Origin of the sequence: Mesorhizobium sp. B2-8-3 (assembly GCF_006440815.1) — a bacterium.
GTDB lineage: Bacteria > Pseudomonadota > Alphaproteobacteria > Rhizobiales > Rhizobiaceae > Mesorhizobium.
The window spans coordinates 21,479-41,049 of the sequence record NZ_VFTW01000018.1; the positions used below are offsets into that span (position 1 = coordinate 21,479).

Annotated in this window: 15 protein-coding genes and 1 tRNA gene; 6 read left to right on the top strand and 10 right to left on the bottom strand. The window is 64.0% G+C overall.

The window, feature by feature from the left end; translation table 11 throughout:
• Nucleotides 1–16: 16 nt before the first annotated feature.
• Entirely contained in the window at nt 17–1,480 is a 1,464-nt protein-coding gene (gene betB / locus FJ418_RS22710) for a betaine-aldehyde dehydrogenase (protein ID WP_140869413.1), read from the top strand.
• A gap of 93 nt (nt 1,481–1,573) precedes the next feature.
• The gene (locus FJ418_RS22715; RefSeq protein ID WP_140869416.1) at nt 1,574–2,278 is read left to right on the top strand and encodes a YoaK family protein; all 705 of its coding nucleotides are present in this window, start codon (nt 1,574–1,576) and stop codon (nt 2,276–2,278) included.
• Between the two features lie 29 nt (nt 2,279–2,307).
• Here FJ418_RS22715 and FJ418_RS22720 read toward each other — a convergent pair whose 3' ends face one another.
• On the bottom strand, nt 2,308–4,545 hold the full coding sequence (locus FJ418_RS22720; protein ID WP_140869578.1) for an AGE family epimerase/isomerase: 2,238 nt from the start codon (nt 4,543–4,545) through the stop codon (nt 2,308–2,310).
• 188 nt (nt 4,546–4,733) lie between these two features.
• On the opposite strand from FJ418_RS22720, the gene FJ418_RS22725 reads away from it, so the two are divergent.
• Nucleotides 4,734–4,810 (top strand) — tRNA-Pro (locus FJ418_RS22725).
• A 59-nt stretch (nt 4,811–4,869) separates the two neighbouring features.
• Here FJ418_RS22725 and FJ418_RS22730 read toward each other — a convergent pair.
• Entirely contained in the window at nt 4,870–5,298 is a 429-nt protein-coding gene (locus tag FJ418_RS22730) for a type II toxin-antitoxin system RelE/ParE family toxin (RefSeq protein WP_140869419.1), read from the bottom strand.
• A complete protein-coding gene (locus tag FJ418_RS22735) occupies nt 5,241–5,534 on the bottom strand; it encodes a type II toxin-antitoxin system ParD family antitoxin (protein WP_140869422.1) in 294 nt (97 codons plus the stop codon). Before FJ418_RS22735 ends, FJ418_RS22730 begins: the two co-directional genes overlap by 58 nt.
• A gap of 212 nt (nt 5,535–5,746) precedes the next feature.
• Here FJ418_RS22735 and FJ418_RS22740 point away from each other — a divergent pair, with 212 nt between their 5' ends.
• Nucleotides 5,747–6,082, top strand: a complete 336-nt coding sequence (locus FJ418_RS22740) for a hypothetical protein (RefSeq protein ID WP_140869425.1) — start codon at nt 5,747–5,749, stop codon at nt 6,080–6,082.
• 88 nt (nt 6,083–6,170) lie between these two features.
• Here FJ418_RS22740 and FJ418_RS22745 read toward each other — a convergent pair whose 3' ends face one another.
• The 4 genes from FJ418_RS22745 to FJ418_RS22760 form a co-directional block, all read right to left on the bottom strand.
• Nucleotides 6,171–7,787 (bottom strand): ABC transporter ATP-binding protein, encoded by a 1,617-nt coding sequence (locus FJ418_RS22745; protein ID WP_140869428.1) that lies wholly within the window; start codon nt 7,785–7,787, stop codon nt 6,171–6,173.
• A gap of 1 nt (nt 7,788) precedes the next feature.
• Nucleotides 7,789–8,913: an ABC transporter permease subunit gene (locus FJ418_RS22750; protein WP_140657051.1), complete on the bottom strand. Its 1,125-nt coding sequence runs from the start codon at nt 8,911–8,913 to the stop codon at nt 7,789–7,791.
• Entirely contained in the window at nt 8,906–9,829 is a 924-nt protein-coding gene (locus FJ418_RS22755) for an ABC transporter permease subunit (protein ID WP_140869431.1), read from the bottom strand. Before FJ418_RS22755 ends, FJ418_RS22750 begins: the two co-directional genes overlap by 8 nt.
• Nucleotides 9,830–10,003: 174 nt before the next feature.
• On the bottom strand, nt 10,004–11,596 hold the full coding sequence (locus tag FJ418_RS22760; protein ID WP_140869434.1) for a peptide ABC transporter substrate-binding protein: 1,593 nt from the start codon (nt 11,594–11,596) through the stop codon (nt 10,004–10,006).
• Nucleotides 11,597–11,890: 294 nt separating this feature from the next.
• Between FJ418_RS22760 and FJ418_RS22765 the strand changes: the two genes are divergently transcribed.
• Both FJ418_RS22765 and FJ418_RS22770 read left to right on the top strand, forming a co-directional pair.
• Nucleotides 11,891–12,337, top strand: a complete 447-nt coding sequence (locus FJ418_RS22765; RefSeq protein WP_140643653.1) for a TadE/TadG family type IV pilus assembly protein — start codon at nt 11,891–11,893, stop codon at nt 12,335–12,337.
• Entirely contained in the window at nt 12,337–14,088 is a 1,752-nt protein-coding gene (locus tag FJ418_RS22770; RefSeq protein WP_246683175.1) for a pilus assembly protein TadG-related protein, read from the top strand. The genes FJ418_RS22765 and FJ418_RS22770 overlap by 1 nt, the downstream gene beginning before the upstream one ends.
• 8 nt (nt 14,089–14,096) lie before the next feature.
• Here FJ418_RS22770 and FJ418_RS22775 read toward each other — a convergent pair whose 3' ends face one another.
• The 3 genes from FJ418_RS22775 to FJ418_RS22785 form a co-directional block, all read right to left on the bottom strand.
• Nucleotides 14,097–15,752: an alpha-glucosidase family protein gene (locus FJ418_RS22775; RefSeq protein ID WP_140869437.1), complete on the bottom strand. Its 1,656-nt coding sequence runs from the start codon at nt 15,750–15,752 to the stop codon at nt 14,097–14,099.
• Nucleotides 15,752–17,752 (bottom strand): glycogen debranching protein GlgX, encoded by a 2,001-nt coding sequence (gene glgX, locus FJ418_RS22780; protein WP_140869440.1) that lies wholly within the window; start codon nt 17,750–17,752, stop codon nt 15,752–15,754. The genes FJ418_RS22775 and glgX overlap by 1 nt, the downstream gene beginning before the upstream one ends.
• Nucleotides 17,753–17,942: 190 nt before the next feature.
• The gene (locus FJ418_RS22785; RefSeq protein ID WP_140869443.1) at nt 17,943–19,571 is read right to left on the bottom strand and encodes an alpha-D-glucose phosphate-specific phosphoglucomutase; all 1,629 of its coding nucleotides are present in this window, start codon (nt 19,569–19,571) and stop codon (nt 17,943–17,945) included.

A 19,571-nucleotide genomic window follows, 5' to 3' on the forward strand; every position in this document is an offset into this window, starting at 1 on the left:
AGACTTGGAGAAAGCCATGCGCGCCCAACCCACGGCATCGCATTACGTCAACGGCCGCTACATCGAGGACGAAGGCGGCGCGCCACTGCCCGTGATCTATCCGGCGACGGGCGAGACCATCGCCACGCTGCATTCAGCGACGCCCAACGTGCTGGAACTCGCCATCGAGGCCGCACGCGCCGCGCAGCCCGCCTGGGCGCGGCTGAAGCCGGTCGAACGCGGCCGCATCCTGCGCCGCGCAGCCGACATCCTGCGGGCGCGCAATGCCGATCTGGCCCGTATCGAGACGCTCGACACTGGCAAGGCGATCCAGGAGACGCTGGTGGCCGACGCCCCTTCGGCCGCCGACTGCCTGGAATATTTCGCCGGAGCGGTCGCCGCCTTCAATGGCGAGATGATCGATCTCGGCGGGCCCTTCGCCTACACGCGACGCGAGCCGCTCGGCGTGTGCGTCGGCATCGGCGCCTGGAATTATCCGATCCAGATCGCCGGCTGGAAATCGGCGCCGGCCTTGGCCATGGGCAATGCCATGGTGTTCAAGCCGTCGGAAAACACCCCGCTTTCGGCGCTGGCGCTGGCCGAAATCTACTCGGAGGCTGGACTGCCGGACGGGCTGTTCAATGTCGTGCAGGGTTACGGCGATGTCGGCGCCGGCCTCGTCGATCATGATGTCGTGGCAAAGGTCTCGGTGACCGGCTCGGTGCCGACCGGCCGCAAGGTGCTGTCGCTTGCCGGCTCGAAGATGAAGCACGCGACGATGGAGCTCGGCGGCAAGTCGCCGCTGATCGTCTTCGACGACGCCGATCTCGAGAACGCCATCGGCGGCGCCATGCTCGGCAATTTTTACTCGACCGGGCAGATCTGCTCCAACGGCACACGCGTCTTCGTGCAGAGCGGCGTCCACGACCGTTTCGTCGAGCGGCTGGTCGAGCGGACGAAAAAGATCCGCATCGGCGATCCGCTCGATCTCGAAACGCAGATGGGGCCGCTGGTCAACAAGGCGCAGCAGGACAAGGTCGTGTCCTATATCGAAGCCGGCAAGCAGGAAGGGGCCGGCCTCGCCTGCGGCGGAAACGTGCCGTCACTGCAGGGTTTCGACGGCGGCTTCTTCATCGAACCGACGGTGTTCTCAGGCGTCACCGACACCATGCGCATCGCGCGCGAGGAGATTTTCGGGCCGGTGATGAGCGTCTTGAGATTCGACAGCGAGGACGAGGTGATCGAGCGCGCCAACGACACCGAATTCGGGCTGGCCGCCGGCGTGTTCACGCGCGACCTGCCGCGCGCGCATCGGGTGATCGCCGAGTTGCAGGCCGGCACCTGCTGGATCAACGCCTACAATCTGACGCCCGTGGAAATGCCGTTCGGCGGCGTCAAGCAGTCCGGCATAGGACGGGAGAATTCGCTGGCCGCGCTGGCGCATTATTCGCAATTGAAGTCTGTCTATGTCGAGACGGGGGATGTAGTGGCCCCCTACTGAGCCTCTGCTGAAGGGCGCGATTTGCCGAGAAGGCAGTTCTCCTTGCTGCCGGCTTGCCGTAGGTTTTCTGACGGGGCAATCGAGGAGGCGAAAATGGCGGGCGAAGCCAAGGACAACAAGGCGGCCACGCTGCCGCTGCTGCTTAGCTTCAATGGAGGCTATGTCGATACCGCGGGCTTCCTGGCGCTGCAGGGACTGTTCACGGCGCATGTCACCGGCAATTTCGTCACGCTCGGCGCTTCGCTGGCGCTTGGCACGTCAGGCGCCTTTGCAAAACTTCTGGCTTTGCCGGTCTTCTGCTTCATGGTTATCCTTAGCCGACTTCTATCGTATCCGTTACAAAGCCGGAAGCTGCCGGTCTTCCGGTCATTGTTGGCAATCAAACTGTTGCTGCTGACGGCAGGTGCGATCCTGGCAATCCGCCTTGGCCCATTTCCCGACGGAAACAGCTGGGCCGCCATCGTCACCGGCATGGTGCTGGTTTCGGCCATGGCGGTGCAGAATGCCGCGCATCGCGTCCATCTTCCCAGTGCGCCGCCGTCGACGCTGATGACGGGCACCACGACCCAGATCATGCTCGACCTCGCCGATCTCATCCACGGCGCACTGCCCGAGAGCGAGGCCGCGTCCCGATCGCGCCTGGCGCGAATGTCGGTCGCCGTGTTCGTCTTCGCGCTAGGATGTGGGACAGCCGCTTTGCTCTATTCACAAGTTGGAATGTGGTGTTTTGCGCTGCCGCCGATCGTTGCGATCGTGCCCCTTGTCATACAGGAAAGCGCACCCGCCACCGTGCAGTGACGCCAAGGTCCGAGCATGGGGCAAACGGCCTACGACTTATCGCTGGTGCCATCCAGATACTGCGTCAGCGCATAGACCAGATGGTAGAAGATACTGGCCGGCACGTCGGTCGCCAGTGAGCGGCCGCGTTCGTCGATGCGGTCGATCCACAAGCCCAGCGGCGCCGGGTCGATGTGCCAGCGGAACAGCCGGCCGACGCGCGCCTCGATCTCCGGCTTGAGATCCGGGCCGCCTGACCCGTTGAGCGCTATCGCCGCCTTCACCGCTTCGGCCTGCGGCCAGCTGCGCGAGACCGTGTCGAGCGGCACGCCCTGGCGCGAGACGGCGCCATAGGCAAGGCCGGTGGCGCGGTTGAGGCCGTTGGCGATCGCCGAGGCATAGAGTTTCCTGGCGAAGCCGCCGAGCTCCGTCTGGCCGCTGCGGGCGGCGAAATCGATGAGCAGCGAGGCCCATTCGAAATGGTGGCCGGGCTCGGTCCAGGCGCCCTTGTCGCCGGCGGCGGGCTTCCAGCCGGCGTCGAAATATTCGCCCAACGTCCAGCTTTCCGGGTCGAAGAAATGGCTGCGGAAAAGATCGATGATGCGCGCGGCGCGGCGCAGATAGGCGCGGTCTCCGGTCGCCCGGTGCCAGGCAAGGAAGGCTTCGAGCAGATGCATGTGCGGGTTGGAGCGGCGCTCGCCCTCGCCGTCGGAGGTTTCCAGAAAGCCGGTCATGCGGGCATCTTCCAGATGCGCATCGAGGAAGGCGAACGTCTCCTCGCCGAGCCGCAACGCATCGGGATGGCCTGACATATGGGCGTGGGCCAGCGCCAGAAGCACGCAGGAATGGTCGTAGGCATCCTCGACCGGATCGGCGACCGAGCCGTCGATGTTGAGCGTGCGCACCCAGCCGCCTTTGTCGGTGCGGCCCTGACCTGCCATGAAGTCGATGCCGTGCGCAATCAGCGTGTCCGCCGGGCCATCCCAGCCGCGCTCCTTGGCGACCGCGAAAGCATAGACCTGACGCGCCTGCGTGCGCATGCGCTTGGGTTTCATCAGCGGCGAGGCATCGAAGCCCAGCGCCTCGTGGAAGCCGCCATGGCGCTCGTCGACGCCAATGGTGGACCATAGCGGCAGCGTCTCCTCGAACAGCCAGTGGCGCACGCGCCGCCGCCAGGCGCCGCTCTCGATGACGCGGTCATGCGCCGGCGTGAACCTGGTTTCGAGCCGGCCGGATTTCTCCAACTGCTCGACGATCTTCTTGACGTGCTGGCTGTGGCTGACCGGCGCGACGAAAGTGGCGTCGGCGGTGGAGACGATCGCCACGTCCTTCATGCCGATCGCCGACAGCAGGCGCCCCTCGCTGCGGATATAGGAGTTCTCGCAATCTATGGCGACGACGTCTCCGACGATGACGTTGCCCTGCCCATCGGACGGGCCGACATCGAGCAGCGACTGCCATGAACCGAGATCGTTCCAGCGGAAGCCGGCCGGCACCATGGCGATGTCTTTCGCGCGTTCCATGATGGCGTAGTCGATCGAGGTCGACGGGATCGCGGAATAGAGTTCCAGCGGCATGTAGAGGCCGGACAGATCGCTGGTCGCAGCCTTGTAGGCGGCTTCCGTCGCCCGCCAGATTTTCGGTTCATGGGCCGCGAAAGCGTCGCGCATGGCGCCGGCGCGGAACAGGAAGATGCCGGTGTTCCAGTAGAAGCTGCCGGCGTCCAGATAGGCCTGCGCGGTGGCGAGATCGGGCTTTTCGACGAAGCGCGAGACGTCGAAGACGCCGTCCTTGCCGGCCCCGACCTCGATATAGCCATAGCCGGTCTCGGGCTGTGTCGGTTTCAGGCCGAACACAACGAGCCGGCCGGCATTTGCCGCGCCCGCGCCCGCCTCGATGCTTTGCCAGAACTGACGAGGCGTCGATATTTCGTGGTCGGACGGCACCACCAGCACCAGCTCGTCGCCATATTCGGAGAGCGTGCGCAAGCTGGCAAGCGCCACCGCGGCTGCGGTGTTGCGACCTGTCGGCTCGAACAGCGGTCCGCCGCCGGCCAGATCGAGACCGGCAAGGTCGGCATGGACGCGGTCGGCGTGACGTTCCGCGGCGATCAGGAAAATCGGTGTCTCGCCTTGCGGGCGCGCCGCCAGCCGGCGCAAGGTCTTGGCCAGCATCGAGCCGTCGCCCGAGAAGTCGTGGAACTGCTTTGGGTTGTCCTCGCGCGACAGCGGCCACAGCCGCGAGCCGACGCCGCCGCTCATGACGAAACTGACGATGCGCTGGCTCATAAACGACCCTGTCAAGTCTGGCTCCGATGGGACGGTCTTACGACAAAAGCCTTTAAGCCCCCCTTTAGCTGACAGCCAATCCTATGCCATTCGGGCAAGCTTCGCGAAAGAAAGGAAATGCGACACATGTGCTGCCATTGCCGCTTGCAGGATCGGAAAGCGGCAGCTATAAGCCCGCGGTCTGGTCACGGAGTGTAGCGCAGTCTGGTAGCGCACCTCGTTCGGGACGAGGGGGTCGCAGGTTCAAATCCTGCCACTCCGACCAGAAAAAACAATCACTTGGCTTTTCCCGAAATTGCTACCCGCCTGAAATCAGGACTGGCGTCAATCGTCGCCGTAGCTCTCCGGCAGATGACGCTGTAGTTCCATGGCGTCGTGGAGAACGCGGCCAATTCCGATGACCTGGAGCGTCATCCGATAGAGCAGGAAATGGCGCGGTCGTAGCACAATGCCATGTTCGGTCCGCGCGCGGTCCCGACTATGGCGCAGGTGGTAGCTGCGGATCTTGTTTCCCAGCTCCGCGCGGGCGATGCTGCCGGCCCGTTGGGGATCGGCGACAATGTCGCGCAGGGCCACCATCAGCAGCCGTTGGTAGCGAATACGCGCAATCTCGCCGAAATTGACTTCCGTGTAGGCGAGTATTTGAACGATGTCTTCCTTCGCGGCCGCGGAAAGCCGGTATAGGAACCATGGCCTTACAAGCCGGTTTTTTTCGCGCGTAAGCTTGCCTGTTGCCCCAGGCCATCTATAAATTTCTCGACGCCGTCTTCAGTAACATCCTCGAAACGGCCTTGTTCGATGTCGTGGAAACCGATGTTGGCGGCATCCCTGAGCGCAGCGAGCTTTGCCTTCTCCCTCGCCTCGCGCTGCTCGACCAGCCGCAAGCCGTCACGCAACACCTCGCTGGCGTTCTGATAACGCCCGGTTTTCACCAGTCGGTCGATCACCTCTTCGAGGTGTTCCGTCAGGACAACATTGCGTGTCGGCATCGCGATATCAGCTCCAATTCAACAGGCACGATACAGGGACATGGCATATTATGCCAATAATTATTGCGGTCAGCGCCGTCGAAAGATGGCCCGACCTTCGAAACAGAATCGCGCGGCAACGCTCGACAACAGTTTCTCAGTTTGGCCTAATGGCAACCCGCTATGCTTTCGAGATGCGCGGGACTGTAAGACGGCGAACCAGGGTTGAGAGTATGGAGTTCACGCCGACGGCCATTGCACCGACACTCGTGTTCCTCCTGTTCGCGGGAGGTTGTTCATCGACCACAGCGTCGATCAGCCCGGCGAAGTACGACAAAATGAACTGCCCCGAGCTCAATAATGCGGTCGGCGACACCGCCACTGACATTTCACGGACCGCAATAGCCCGCGGCAAGGTCGCCAACACGAGCGTGCCGACGTGGCTGCTCGGCGGCGAGCGCGTGAAGACGGTTGTCGCCAATCGCGAAACCGCCCGGATCGACAGGCTGCAGCAACAGCAGCAGGCGATCGTCGCCACGCGGAGGCAGAGGTGCCCATCGTCGCAGTGAATCTGACGCGCGTCGCGCCGAACGGATTCAGGCGATGCCGCCACACACTTTTGGGCGACATGCATTAGCCTGGCTGGGCTCGCCCGCCTCAAGCGCTCATGCGGAACTTTGTCGAATCGATCGCCGCGTTCATCAGCGTCTGCGTGTAGGCTTCGCGCGGATTGTCGAATATCTCTTGCGTCGGGCCTTCCTCGACGATCTTTCCCTGCTTCATGACGATGATGTAGTCGGCCATGGCGCGGACCACCGCGAGGTCGTGGCTGATGAAGAGATAGGACAGTTCGTGGTCGGACTGCAGCTTGCGCAACAGCTCGACGATCTGCTTCTGCACGGAGCGGTCGAGCGCCGAAGTCGGCTCGTCCAGCACCACCACTTTCGGCTTCAGGATCATGGCGCGGGCAATGGCGATGCGCTGGCGCTGGCCGCCGGAGAATTCGTGCGGGTAGCGGTTGCGCGCATTGGGATCGAGGCCGACCTCGCGCAGCGCCTCGGTGGCGCGCTGGTCGCGCTGCTTGCCCGTGAGCGAGGGCTCGTGCACCAAAAGGCCTTCGGTAACGATCTGACCGACGGTCATGCGCGGCGACAGCGAACCGAACGGATCCTGGAAGACGAGCTGCAATTCGCGCCTGAGCGGCCGCATCGCCTGGCGGTCGGCCTCGGAAATATCGCGGTCGCCGAAGCGGATGACGCCGTCGCTGGGCAAGAGCCTGAGCAGCGCGCGGCCGAGCGTCGACTTGCCCGAGCCGGACTCGCCGACGATGCCGATCGTCTGGTTGCGCTTCAGCCGGACCGAGATCCTGTCCACCGCGCGCAGCATCAGCGGCTCGCCGCCGAAGAAGCCGCCGCCGATCTTGAACACCACCTCGACATTGCGGCCTTCGAGCAGTACCGGCGAACTGGCCGGCGGCGCCGACTTGGTGCCGGTCGGCTCGGCCGCGAGCAGCATCTTGGTGTAGGCGTGCTGCGGGTTGGCGAAGAGCGCTTCCGCCGCGCCCTCCTCCACCACCTCGCCCTGGCGCATGACATAGACGCGGTCGGCGAAGCGGCGCACGATGCCGAGGTCGTGGGTGATGAAGACGATGGCCATGCCGAGCTTGCGCTGCAGTTCGGCAAGCAGCATCAGAATCTGCGCCTGGATGGTGACGTCGAGCGCCGTCGTCGGTTCGTCGGCGATGAGGATGTCCGGATCGTTCGCCAAGGCCATGGCGATCATGACGCGCTGGCGCTGGCCGCCCGACATCTCGTGCGGATAGGATTTCATCCGCCGTTCGGGATCGGGAATGTGCACCAGCCTGAGCAATTTCAGCGCCTCTTCCCGCGCCGCGGCCGCGTTCAGCCCGCGGTGTCGACTGATCGGTTCCATCAGCTGGTTGCCGATGGTGTAGAGCGGGTCGAGCGAGGTCATCGGCTCCTGGAAGATCATGCTGATCTTGCGGCCGCGCACCTGGTTCAGCTCGCTCTTTGACATCGTCAGGAGATTGCGGCCACGGTAGTCGACCTGGCCGCTCGCCTCGCCATTGGAGGAAAGCAGGCTCATCGCCGCCATCATCGTTTGGCTCTTGCCGGAACCGGATTCGCCGACGACGGCGACCGTCTCGCCGGCATTGACCTTGATGTTGATGCCCTTGACCGCCTCGACCGTGCCGTCGAGTGTCTGGAAGCGGACGCGCAAGTCCTTGACGCTGAGGATCGTTTCGGTGGCCATGTCAACGGTCCTTTGGGTCAAGGGCGTCGCGCAGGCCGTCGCCAACGAAATTCAGCGCGAACAGCGTCGAGACGAGGAAGAAGGCCGGGAACAAAAGCAGCCAGTTGGCGTAGCCGATGTTCTTGGCGCCGACCGAGATCAGCACGCCCCAGCTGGTCATCGGCTCCTGCACGCCGAGACCGAGGAAGGAGAGGAAGCTCTCCAGGATGATGACCTGCGGCACCAAGAGCGTCATGTAGATGACCACCGGCCCGAGCAGGTTGGGGATGACGTGGCGCAGCAGGATGCCGCGCTGGCCGACACCCATGGCTTCCGCCGCCTGGACATATTCCTGCCTGCGGATCGACAGCGCCTGGCCGCGCACGATGCGCGCCATGTCGAGCCACAGCACAGCGCCCACCGCCAGAAACATCAGCACGAAGTTGCGGCCGAAAAACACCACCAGCATGATGACGAAGAAGATGAAGGGCAGCGAATAGAGCACGTCGACGATGCGCATCATCACCTCGTCGACCCTGCCGCCGGCGAAGCCAGCTGTGGCGCCATAGATGACGCCGATGACGCCGGCGACGACCCCGGCGAGCAGGCCGATGGCTAAGGATATACGCCCGGCCATCAGCGTTCGCGAGAGCAGGTCGCGGCCGGTGTTGTCGGTGCCGAAGAAGAAATATTGCTGCTTCACGGCCGAGCTCATCGTCACTTCGAGACCGTCGGGCGACTTGTTCTCGATCCTGGTGTCGTCGAAGGCGTCGGAGCGGTCGAGATAGCGGATGTTGCGGTCGTCGATCGGCTTGGTCGAGGTGACGGTTACGGTGACGCGATTGCCGTCCTGGTGCCATTCCTTGATGTCGGCGCGCATGCGCTTGATGGCGTCGCCCAGCGCACCCTGGATCATGTCGGGTTTCGGATAGGCCGAAAGGCTCGGCGGCATGCGCACATAGTCGCCATAGATGGTGGTGTATTCATGCGGCACGACCCACGGACCGCAAATGCTGGTGACGGCGATGAAGGCTAGGTAATAGAGGCTGAGCATCGCGGCTCGGTTGCGCTTGAGCCGAGCCCAGGCATTGCCCCAGAGCGAGCGGCCGACGATCGGCTCGGGTACGGCGACGGCGAGGTCAGTCATAGCGCACCCTCGGGTCGACGACCGCATAGAGCAGGTCGACGATCAGGTTGAAGACGATGGTGAAGAGCGCGATCACCACCACGGTTCCCATGACCAGCGTGTAGTCGCGGTTGAGGGCTGCATCGACGAAGTAGCGGCCGACGCCGGGGATGGAGAAGATCGTCTCGACGATGATCGAACCGGTCAACAGCGCGGCGGCCGCCGGGCCGCTGAAGGAGACGATCGGCAGCACGGCGCCGCGCAGCGCGTGCTTGACCACTACCGACCAGTCGGAGAGACCGAGGGCGCGCGCCGTGCGGATATGGTGCGAACGCAGGCTCTCGATCATGGAGCCGCGCATCAGCCGGGCGACGATGGCGATCTGCGGCAAGGCCAGCGTCAGCACCGGGCCGACCTTGTTGATGAAGGTGCCGTCGCCCCAGCCGCCGATCGGCAATAGCTTCCAGGACAGCCCGAAGACGAGCTGGATCACCGGCGCGATGACGAAGGTCGGGATGGTGCTGCCGGCGGTGGCCAAGGCGATCACCGAATAATCGCCTATTTTGTTCTGGTTGAGCGCGGCGATGGTGCCCAGGATGGAGCCCAGCAGCAGCGCCAGCACCAGCGCCGAGGTGCCGATCTGGATCGAGATCGGCAGGCCCTTGGCGAAGAGTTCGGTGACGGTGAAATCCGGCAGGTTGTAGCTCGGGCCGAAACTGCCGCGCAAAAGATTGCCGAGATAGTGAACATATTGCAGCCAGAGCGGATCGTTGAGGCCGAACTGGGCTTCGAGATTGGCCCTGATCTCAGGGCTCAGGCCCCGCTCCTGGTTGAACGGGCCGCCAGGGGCGACGCGGATCAGGAAAAACGCCACCGTCACGATGACGAACAGCGTGGGGATGGCGGTCAACAGCCGCCGGAAGACATAACGCAGCATCGGCGCCCCGCTTCAGCCAGGGCGACAGCTCTCCAGACGAGACCGTGGCGCGCTGGCATCTCTGATCTTCGCACCGGCATGCCCGAAAATCCAATCCGACTTTCGGCCCGGCACGACGACAGACCGAGGCCGCCGCTCCCAAAAAGAGAGCGGCGGCACGGCCAAGGTTTCTTGTCAGTCCTTGGAGATGAAGCGGGACGGATGAATGTCCATCACATTGTCGTCGAAGCCATGCAGCTTCGACGAAACGATGTCGTGGTAGCTGTAGTAGAGAAGCGGGATCTCGCCGACATCGTCGACGAGGATGCGCTCGGCTGCGGCGAGGTCCTTCATGCGCTCCTCAGGCTTGCCGCCCGCGGCGGCCGCCTTGTCCATGGCGGCTTCATAGGCAGGGCTGTTGTAGTTCGAGTAGTTGTTGCCGCTTGCCTTGCGCGAGATGCCGAGGAAGGTCTCCGGATCCTTGTAGTCGGCGATCCAGGCGGCGCGGGCGACGTCGTAATTGCCCTTCTGCTCGAGGAAGCCGTAGTGGGTCTTGGTGTCGGTGTTGAGCAGAGTCACCTCGACGCCGAGCGGCTTCAACTGTTCCTGGATGGCGACCGCCGTGTTCTTATGGTTCTCCGAGGTGTTGTAGCGGATCTCCATCTTCAACGGATGCTCGGGTGTATAGCCTAGTTTTTCCAGGATCTTCTTGGCCTCGTCCTCGCGGTCGATCTGCGGCATGTCGGCGTATTTGGCCAGTGCCGGCGTGTAGCCCTCGATGCCCGGAGGCACCATCGAATATCCGGGCAGCATCGAGTTCTGCCAGACCTTCTCGGCGAGGAAGTCGCGGTCGATCGCCATCGAGATTGCGTTGCGCAACTCGACATTGTCCCACGGCGCCTTGTCTGTCTTGATCGCGTAATAATAAGTGCCGAGATATGGCCCGACACGGACCTGGTCACCGAATTTGGTCTTGAGATCGGCGAGTTGCTCAGTTGGCAGGTCGCCATAGCTGTCGAGTTCACCGGCCTCGAAACGCTTCATCGCCGACGAGCGATCCTCGGTCGGGATGTAGTTGACCACGTCGAGCTTGACGCTCGCGGCGTCCCAGAACTTCGGGTTCTTGACCAATTTCATATGGTCGTTGGGAACCCACTCCGCCAGCGTATAGGCGCCGTTGGAGACCAGCTTGCCCGGCTTGATCCAGTCGGCGCCGAGCTTGTCGATGGAAGCCTTGTTGACCGGATAGGTCGCCTGGTGGGTCAGCATCTCCAGGAAGTAGGGTGTCGGAGCCTTCAGCGTGACTTCAAGCGTGTTGGCGTCGATCGCCTTCACGCCCATATCCTCGGCCTTGCCTTTTTTGGTGTTGAAGTCCTCCGCGCCCTTCACCGGATAGAGCATCGAGGCGTATTCCGCAGCGGTGGCCGGATCTTCCAGTCGACGGAACGAATAGACAAAGTCGTCCGCCGTCACCGGGGTGCCGTCCGACCAGAGGCCGTCCTTGCGCAGCTTGAAGGTGTATACGGTGCCGTCATCCGATACCGTCCAACTTTCGGCGGCACCCGGAATGAGGTTCGTCTTCTGGTCATGCATGGCGAGGCCCTGGAACAGGTCGCGTATGATATCGGCTTCATAGACTGTCGATGTCTTGTGCGGATCGACCGTCTCCGCCTCGGCGGCGGCGCCGCGGTTGTAGACGGTCTCGGCGAAGGCCGGCGTGTAGAAGGTGCCGGCGGCCAGAGCCATGGTGGTGGCGAACACCGTCGCCTTCAGCATGTTTTTCAGCATGAAGTCTCTCCCTGTCGGCGAGGCCCCTCAGCCGCGCCTTTTTAAGTTTTGACACCCCGGAACCGTTGAAACGGCCCCGTTTCAGGCGTGCCGCCGGTCCGTTCCGGCGGCTGGTGGCAGGAGACTAGACAGAGCGAAATCTTATTTCAACCATTGCCTGCTTGACGCAGAGTGAGCGTCATCACGCTAAAACAGCGAAACCTAAAGCTTATAGCTTGCCTTCAACTTGGCACACCTGCCGGTTGTTCGATGTGTTTTCTGTTTTTGCAGGCAGGTGTTGGCATTCTCCGCAACATGCTGAAAAACCGAAAATTCCCTGTTTCTTGGTCTCGTTTCCGGGCGGACGCCTCGGGCACGTCGGCAATCGAATTCGCCATGCTTGCGCCGATCTTCATCCTGCTTCTGCTCGGCATGGTTGCATATGGAATCTATTTCGGTGCCAGCCACTCCGTGCAGCAGATCGCCGCCGATGCGGCGCGCACGGCCATTGCCGGCCTCAATCAGACCGAGCGGCAGGCACTGGTCACCGATTTCATCGCCCACGACGTCGCGGGGTACCCCTTCGTCGATCCCAACAAGCTGACCATCAACGCACAGGACAGCGTCGCCGACGGCAGCCAGTTCGTCGTCTCGGTCAGCTACGATGCGCGCAACCTGCCGATCTGGAACCTGTTCCGGACACTGCCGCTGCCGGGCACGACGATCCAGAGTCAATCGACGATCCGCGTCGGAGGCATATGATGCCCGTCAAGGGGGGATTGATGGCGGCGACGCGGAGACTGCTCGCCGACCGTAACGCGAATTTCGCCGTCATGACGGCGCTATGCACGCCGGTGGCGCTGGCGCTGACCGCCTTCGCGATCGACGAAGGCTCGCTCTACAACGAGCGCCGCGCCGCGCAGTCGATCGTCGACCTTGCCGCCATCACCGCGGCCTCGAACATCACCAATGCCGAGCAGGCGGTGCTGACGACGCTCAGCGACAACGGCATCACCTCGGTCGCCGTGCAGCAGCAAGGCACCACCGTGGCGCCAACCGCCAGCAAGGCGGTCGTCCAGATCGTGCCGGGGCGCTACACGGGCGTCAGCACCATTGCCGCCGGCAACCGGTTCGAGGCGGGCAAGCTGCCCTACAATGCCGTGCAGGTGTCGCTGAAGAAGCAGGGCACGCTCTATTTCGCCGGCTCGATCATGTCGCCGCCCACTCTTGGCACGACCGCTATCGCCAGCGCGCAGCCGCAAGCGGCCTTTTCGGTCGGCTCGCGGCTTGCCAGCCTCAATGGCGGCATTCTCAACGCGCTTCTCGGCGGCCTTCTCGGCGGCAACATCTCGCTCAGCGTGATGGATTATAATTCACTGGTGTCGGCCGATGTCGATGTTCTTTCGTTCACCGATGCGCTGGCCACGCAATTGCATCTGACTGGCGTCAGCTATTCCGACGTGCTCGCCTCCAAGGCAACGATCGGCCAGATCGCCACCGCCATGGCCAATGTGCCGGGGCTGGACCGCACAGCCAAGATCGCCCTGCAGACCATGGCCTCCAGCGCCACCAATACGGTCAAGATTCCGCTCGGCAGCCTCGTCGACCTGGGCTCGGTGGGCAGCCTCGGCCTCGGGCAGAAACCCGCCGGGCTGTCGGTCGACGCCAGCGCGCTCAGCATGCTGACGGCGGCGGCGGCGCTTGCCAACGGCACGAACCAGGTCCCGGTCAATCTCGGCGCCACGATACCGGGGCTGGCATCGACGACGCTTGCCATCGCCATCGGCGAGCCGATGCAGAACTCGCCCTGGCTCGCGGTCGGAGAAGCAGGCACCGTGGTGCGCACGGCGCAGACTCGCATCAAGCTCAACGCCAGCGTGACACTTGGCAATTCCAATCTCGGCGGCGGCGCCAGTCTTGTCGCCGTCCACCTGCCGCTCAATGTCGAAGTGGCCTATGCCGAAGCGAAGCTGACCGATATCAGTTGCCCGACGGGTCCCTCCAGCATCAAGGTTTCGATCGCCGCGCAGCCGGGCGTGGTCTCAGCCCATCTCGCCAGCAGCAGCGCAAGCGGCTTCGCGGATTTCACCAAGCCGCAGTCCTTCTCCGACGCCGATATCGCGGACCTGAAGCTGTTGCTCATCCCGGTGCTGCAGGTGACAGGCTCGTCGGCCTTCTCGGTCACCAACATGACGCCGACCACCCTGACCTACAACGCCACCGACATCGCCAACAAGGCGATCAAGACGGTGTCGACGAAGAACCTGACGCAGTCGCTGACGACATCGCTGATCAACAACCTGTCGCTTTCGGTTAATGCGCTGGGGCTAGGCCTCGACGTGACCGCCGTGCTCGGCACAGTGAAGCCGGCGGTGACGACGCTGCTCAACGGCGTGACCGCGCCGGTCGACAGCCTGGTCTACAACGTTCTTGGGGCGCTTGGCGTCCGCGTCGGCGAGGCCGACGTCCGGGTGACCGGCGCGACCTGCGGGCGCTCGGTCCTCGTCCAGTAAGCCGCCTTTCAGGCAATTCTCCCGACGAAGCACCCCACGGGCGGCAGTGCCAGGGCAACCTCCTCGAGAACACCGCCAAGAACGCCGGCGACCTCAACGGCAAGAGCCGTTATCTCGGTATCCCTGATCTCGGCCGGCAGCGACCAGTTCGCCGGCTCCGCGGCGAAGTTGAAGACGCACAGCAATTTCTCGTCTTCGTGCTGGCGGATGAAAGCCAGCACATCGCCCTCGGCCTCGAGGAAACGGATAGAGCCTTGGATCAGCGCCGAATGGCGCCTGCGCAGGGCAAGGATCGAGCGATAAGTCGCCAGCACGGAACCGCCTTCGCCATGCTGGACATCGACCGCACGCACACGATGTGCTTGCGGCACCGGCAGCCAAGGCTTGCCGGTGGAGAAGCCGGCATTGTCCGCCTCCGCCTGCCACACCATCGGCGTGCGGCAGCCGTCCCTGCCCTTCACGCCCGGCCAGAAGCGGATGCCGACCGGATCGCGCAGATCCTCATAGGCAAGCTCGGCTTCCTCCAGCCCCAGTTCCTCACCCTGATAGAGGCAGATCGATCCGCGCAGGCATGACAATAGCGCGATCGAGAACTTCGCCACCGCGTCCGGGCTCTCGCCGGGCCGTGTCCAGCGGCTGACGTGGCGCACGACGTCATGGTTGGAGAAGGCCCAGCAGACCCAGCCGTCCGGGGCGGTCGTCTCGAACGCCTCCACGCAGCCGCGCACATGGGCGGTGGAAAATTGCGGGCTGAGCAGGTCGAACGTGTAGCACATCTGCAATTTATCGCCGCCGGATACATAGGCGGCGAGCGTCTGCAAGGAACGCTCCTCGTCACCCACCTCGCCGACCGCGGCGCGGTCGGGATATTCGTCGAGCAGCGCGCGGAAGCGTTTCAGGAAGTCGAGGTTTTCGGGCCGCGTCTTGTCGAAGAGATGCTCCTGGAAGCCATAGGTGCTGGTCGAACCGTTGGTGCCGGCGACGCTTGATGCCAAGGGCGGGTTGTCGCGCAGCCAGCGGTCATGGACATAGTAGTTGACCGTATCCAGCCGAAAGCCGTCGACGCCGCGCTCCAGCCAGAAGCGCACGGTGTCGAGCAGCGCGTCCTGAACGTCAGGATTGTGGAAGTTCAGATCCGGCTGCGCGGCCAGAAAATTGTGCATGTAATATTGCCGGCGGGTGGCGTCCCATTCCCAGGACGGGCCACCGAAGACGGACAGCCAGTTGTTGGGGGCATTGCCGTCCGGCCTGGCGTCGGCCCAGACATACCAGTCGGCCTTGGCATTGTCGCGGCTGGCCCGGCTTTCGACGAACCATTCGTGCTTGTCCGACGAATGCGAGATCACCTGGTCGATGATGAGCTTCAGGCCGAGCCGATGCGCCTCGGCGACCAGCGCGTCGAAATCCTCCAGCGTGCCGAAGATCGGATCGACATCGCGGTAATCGGACACGTCATAGCCCATGTCGGCCATCGGCGACTTGAAGAAGGGCGAGAGCCAGACCGCGTCGACGCCGAGCGAGGCGATATAAGCGAGCCGCGCGGTGATGCCCTTCAGGTCGCCGCTGCCGTCGCCGCTCGTATCCTGGAAGGAGCGCGGATAGACCTGGTAGATGACGCAGCCGCGCCACCATTCGGCGCCTTGCCCTGGATTGCCGCAAGCCATCACGACCCCTTCCTGCTGCGCGATTTAGCGGCTCGCCGCTCGATCATGAAACCGACGCTGCGGCCAGGCAACGGCCGCGCCAGATCGACCGGCTGCGTCTCGATTGCCGGGCGCCATTCAAATCCGTCCCGCGCGGGCAGGCTGAAGACACATTGGCGGCGGTCGCCGTTGATCACCACTGCCAGGCGCCCGCCCTCGGCATCGCCGAGCAGCATGACGAGGCGATGTCGGCCGGGATCGTTCCAGTCGGCCTCGCCGAGCGGCGCGCCGGTCTCGGTCAGCCAGGCCACGTCGGGGATTTCCGATCCGTCGGCAGGCTCGCCGGTCAGGAAGTGCGTATCCGCCAGCGCAGGAAAGCCCCGGCGCAGCGTGGCGAGCGACGATGCGTATTGCTCCAGCGCCCGGTCGCGGCCAGCCCAGTCGAGCCAGGTGATGGCATTGTCCTGCGCATAGGCATTGTTGTTGCCTTTCTGCGTGCGGCCGAACTCGTCGCCGGCGGTCAGCATGATGGTGCCGCGCGAGGCAAACAGCGTGGCGAGCAGCGCGCGCTGGTCGTTGAAGCGGGCCATGGCGATCGCCGCGTCGTCCGTCTCGCCCTCGGCGCCGTTGTTCCAGGACAAATTGTCGTTATGGCCGTCGCGATTCTGCTCGCCGTTGGCCTCGTTATGCTTGCGCTCATAGGCGACGATGTCGGTCAGCGTCATGCCGTCATGCGCGGCGATGAAATTAACGCTGCGGCTCGCCGGTTGGCCGTCCCTGCCGAAGACATCGGAGGAACCGGCAAGCCGGGTGGCCAGAGCGCCGATCGCGCCGGTATCGCCGCGCCAGAAGCGCCTGACATCGTCGCGGTAGAGGTCGTTCCATTCCAGATATGGCGGACGGAAACTGCCGAGCTGGTAACCGTTCGGACCGATATCCCAGGGCTCGGCGATCAGCACGCGATCGGCGAGCACAGGATCGCCGGCGATGGCCTGAAGCAGCGGTGCCTCGGAATCGAAGGCGCCGTCGACGCGACCGAGCACTGGCGCCAGATCGAAGCGGAAGCCGTCGACGCCGGCGGAGCGGACGAAGTGGCGGAGCGTGTCGAGCACCATCTCGCGCACCACCGGATGGTCGCAGGCGACGGTGTTGCCTGTGCCGGTGTCGTTGATCAGCCTGCCGTCCGGCTGATGCCGGTAGTAGCCTATCGCATCCAGTCCGCGCAGCGACAGCGTCGGCCCGAGCCGATCGCTTTCGCCGGTGTGGTTGAAGACGAGGTCGAGGATGGTGCCGATGCCCGCCTTGCGCAACGCGGCGACGGTATCGCGCAGTTCGTCGAGGCCGCCGGGCGCGAGACGCGGATCGAGCGCCATGAAGGTGACAGGATTGTAGCCCCAGGCGTTGCTCAGCCCCAATGGCGGCAGGTGCCGCTCATCGATCGACGCGGTGACCGGCATCAACTCGACGGCTGACACACCGAGACGCTTCAGGTGCTCGACGACAGCCGGATGGGCGAGCGCCGCGATGGTGCCGCGCTGCGCTTCCGGAACCTCCGGATGCAGCTTGGTGAAGGAGCGGACGTTGAGCTCGTAGATCAGCCCGCCGGCCTGGAACAGCGGCGGCTTGGCCGGCTGCGGCTTGGGCAGCGGGCGCGCAATCGCCTTCGGCATCAGCGAGGCGGTGTCGGCGCTTTCGTTGCGCTTGGCTGCGAGCCGCCAATGGTATTGGTATGGACGGTCCAACTCGACGGCGTAGGGGTCGGTGAGAAGCTTGTTCGGGTCGAACCAAAGGCCGCGCTCCGGCACATAGTCGCCATCGGCGCGAAAGCCGTAATGCGTGCCCTCGCCAAGGCTGGGGACGAGGAGCGCGTGCACGCCCTCACCTTCCGGATTGAGCTCCAGCCGGTCGAGTTCGCGCGCGCCGGTGTCGTCGAAGATCGAGACCCAGAGACGCCGCGCCGATGAGGACCAGACGGCGAAGCGGATGCCATCGGGGGTGATGGTGACGCCAAGCTGGGTCATGCGAGCGCCTCCCCTTCTGCCCTTGTGGGAGAAGGTGGACCGGCGCGCGGCGCCGAGACGGATGAGGGGTGTTGGAAGAAATGAGGCGCCGGCGGTGCCACCGCCGGTTTGCGCCAAGCTGGAGCACTCCTCATCCGTCGCCTTCGGCGACACCTTCTCCCACAAGGGGAGCCGCGCCGCGCCGCCACGCTCAAGTAATCACGCTCGGCTTGTTGCGGCCGGTGTGGCTCTTAATGCTGGCGATGTCGTCGGCGGCGGCGATGAGATCGGCGAGCGCCTCCTGCGTGTCGAGATCGTGCCTGGCCTTGTCCGGCTCGTAGCGCTCGATATAGACGCGCAGCGTCGCCCCTGACGTGCCGGTGCCGGAGAGGCGCAGGACAACGCGCGAGCCGCCCTCGAACAGGATTCGTATGCCCTGATGCTCGCTCACGGAGCCGTCGACCGGATCGTGATAGGCAAAATCGTCGGCCTTGGCGATCTTGAGGCCGCGCACGCCGGTGCCGGGGAGCGAACCAAGCTTGGCGCGCAGTTCGTCGACCAGCGCGTTGGCGCGGTCGCTCTCGACCTCCTCGTAATCGTGGCGCGAATAGTAATTGCGGCCGTACGTCGCCCAATGCTCGGTGACGATCTGCTTGCAGCTCTCGCCGCGCGCGGCGAGGATGTTGAGCCACAAGAGCACGGCCCACAACCCGTCCTTCTCGCGCACGTGGTTGGAGCCGGTGCCGGCGCTTTCCTCGCCGCAGATGGTCGCCATGCCGGCGTCGAGCAGGTTGCCGAAGAACTTCCAGCCGGTCGGCGTCTCGTAGATGCCGATGCCGAGCTTCTCGGCGACGCGGTCGGCCGCGCCGCTGGTCGGCATGGAGCGGGCGATGCCTTTCAGGCCGTCCTTGTAGCCCGGCGCCAGTTGGGCATTGGCGGCAAGCATCGCCACCGAGTCCGACGGCGTGACGAAGATGCCCCTGCCGATGATCAGGTTGCGGTCGCCGTCGCCGTCGGAGGCCGCGCCGAAGTCCGGCGCGTCCGGCCCCATCATCTCGTCATAGAGGTGTTTTGCATGCACCAGGTTCGGATCCGGGTGATGGCCGCCGAAGTCGGGAAGCGGCTTGAAGTTGCGGCAGGTGCCTTCGGGCGCGCCGAGGCGATGTTCGAGGATCTCCTTGGCATAGGGGCCGGTCACCGCGTGCATGGCGTCGAAACGCATGCGGAAGCCCGACTTGAAGAGCTTCTTCAGCGCATCGAAGTCGAACAGGCTTTCCATCAATTCGGCATAGTCCTTGACCGGATCGAATATCTCGACCGTCATGTCGCCCGCCTTGACGGTGCCGATGGTGTCGATGTCGATGGCGCCTATATCGGCGATCTTGAAGCTCTTGATCTCCTTCGACTTGGCGAAGATCGCGTCGGTGATCTTTTCGGGCGCCGGGCCGCCATTGCCGGCATTGTACTTGATGCCGAAATCCTCGTGCGGGCCACCGGGATTGTGGCTGGCCGACAGGATGATGCCGCCGAAGGTCTTGTATTTGCGGATGATGTTGGAGGCGGCGGGGGTCGAGAGAATCCCGCCCTGGCCGACCATCACCTTGCCGAAGCCGTTGCCGGCCGCGATGGCGATGGCCTTCTGGATGACCTCGCGGTTGTAGAAGCGGCCGTCGCCGCCGATCACCAGCGTCTTTCCTTGAAAACCGTCCAGCGCATCGAAGATCGCCTGGATGAAGTTCTCGGCATAGTGCTCCTGCTGGAACACCGGCACCTTCTTGCGCAAGCCGGAGGTGCCGGGCTTCTGGTCGGTATAGGGTTTGGTGGGGACGGTTCTGATCAT

Bases quoted from the DNA above. Each gene is read 5' to 3' on its own strand.
- betB (WP_140869413.1), top strand. From the start codon at position 17: ATGCGCGCCCAACCCACGGCATCGCATTACGTCAACGGCCGCTACATC.
- FJ418_RS22715 (WP_140869416.1), top strand. From the start codon at position 1,574: ATGGCGGGCGAAGCCAAGGACAACAAGGCGGCCACGCTGCCGCTGCTG.
- FJ418_RS22720 (WP_140869578.1), bottom strand. From the start codon at position 4,545: ATGAGCCAGCGCATCGTCAGTTTCGTCATGAGCGGCGGCGTCGGCTCG.
- FJ418_RS22735 (WP_140869422.1), bottom strand. From the start codon at position 5,534: ATGCCGACACGCAATGTTGTCCTGACGGAACACCTCGAAGAGGTGATC.
- FJ418_RS22740 (WP_140869425.1), top strand. From the start codon at position 5,747: ATGGAGTTCACGCCGACGGCCATTGCACCGACACTCGTGTTCCTCCTG.
- FJ418_RS22745 (WP_140869428.1), bottom strand. From the start codon at position 7,787: ATGGCCACCGAAACGATCCTCAGCGTCAAGGACTTGCGCGTCCGCTTC.
- FJ418_RS22750 (WP_140657051.1), bottom strand. From the start codon at position 8,913: ATGACTGACCTCGCCGTCGCCGTACCCGAGCCGATCGTCGGCCGCTCG.
- FJ418_RS22755 (WP_140869431.1), bottom strand. From the start codon at position 9,829: ATGCTGCGTTATGTCTTCCGGCGGCTGTTGACCGCCATCCCCACGCTG.
- FJ418_RS22760 (WP_140869434.1), bottom strand. From the start codon at position 11,596: ATGCTGAAAAACATGCTGAAGGCGACGGTGTTCGCCACCACCATGGCT.
- FJ418_RS22765 (WP_140643653.1), top strand. From the start codon at position 11,891: ATGCTGAAAAACCGAAAATTCCCTGTTTCTTGGTCTCGTTTCCGGGCG.
- FJ418_RS22770 (WP_246683175.1), top strand. From the start codon at position 12,337: ATGCCCGTCAAGGGGGGATTGATGGCGGCGACGCGGAGACTGCTCGCC.
- FJ418_RS22775 (WP_140869437.1), bottom strand. From the start codon at position 15,752: ATGGCTTGCGGCAATCCAGGGCAAGGCGCCGAATGGTGGCGCGGCTGC.
- glgX (WP_140869440.1), bottom strand. From the start codon at position 17,752: ATGACCCAGCTTGGCGTCACCATCACCCCCGATGGCATCCGCTTCGCC.
- FJ418_RS22785 (WP_140869443.1), bottom strand. From the start codon at position 19,571: ATGATCAGAACCGTCCCCACCAAACCCTATACCGACCAGAAGCCCGGC.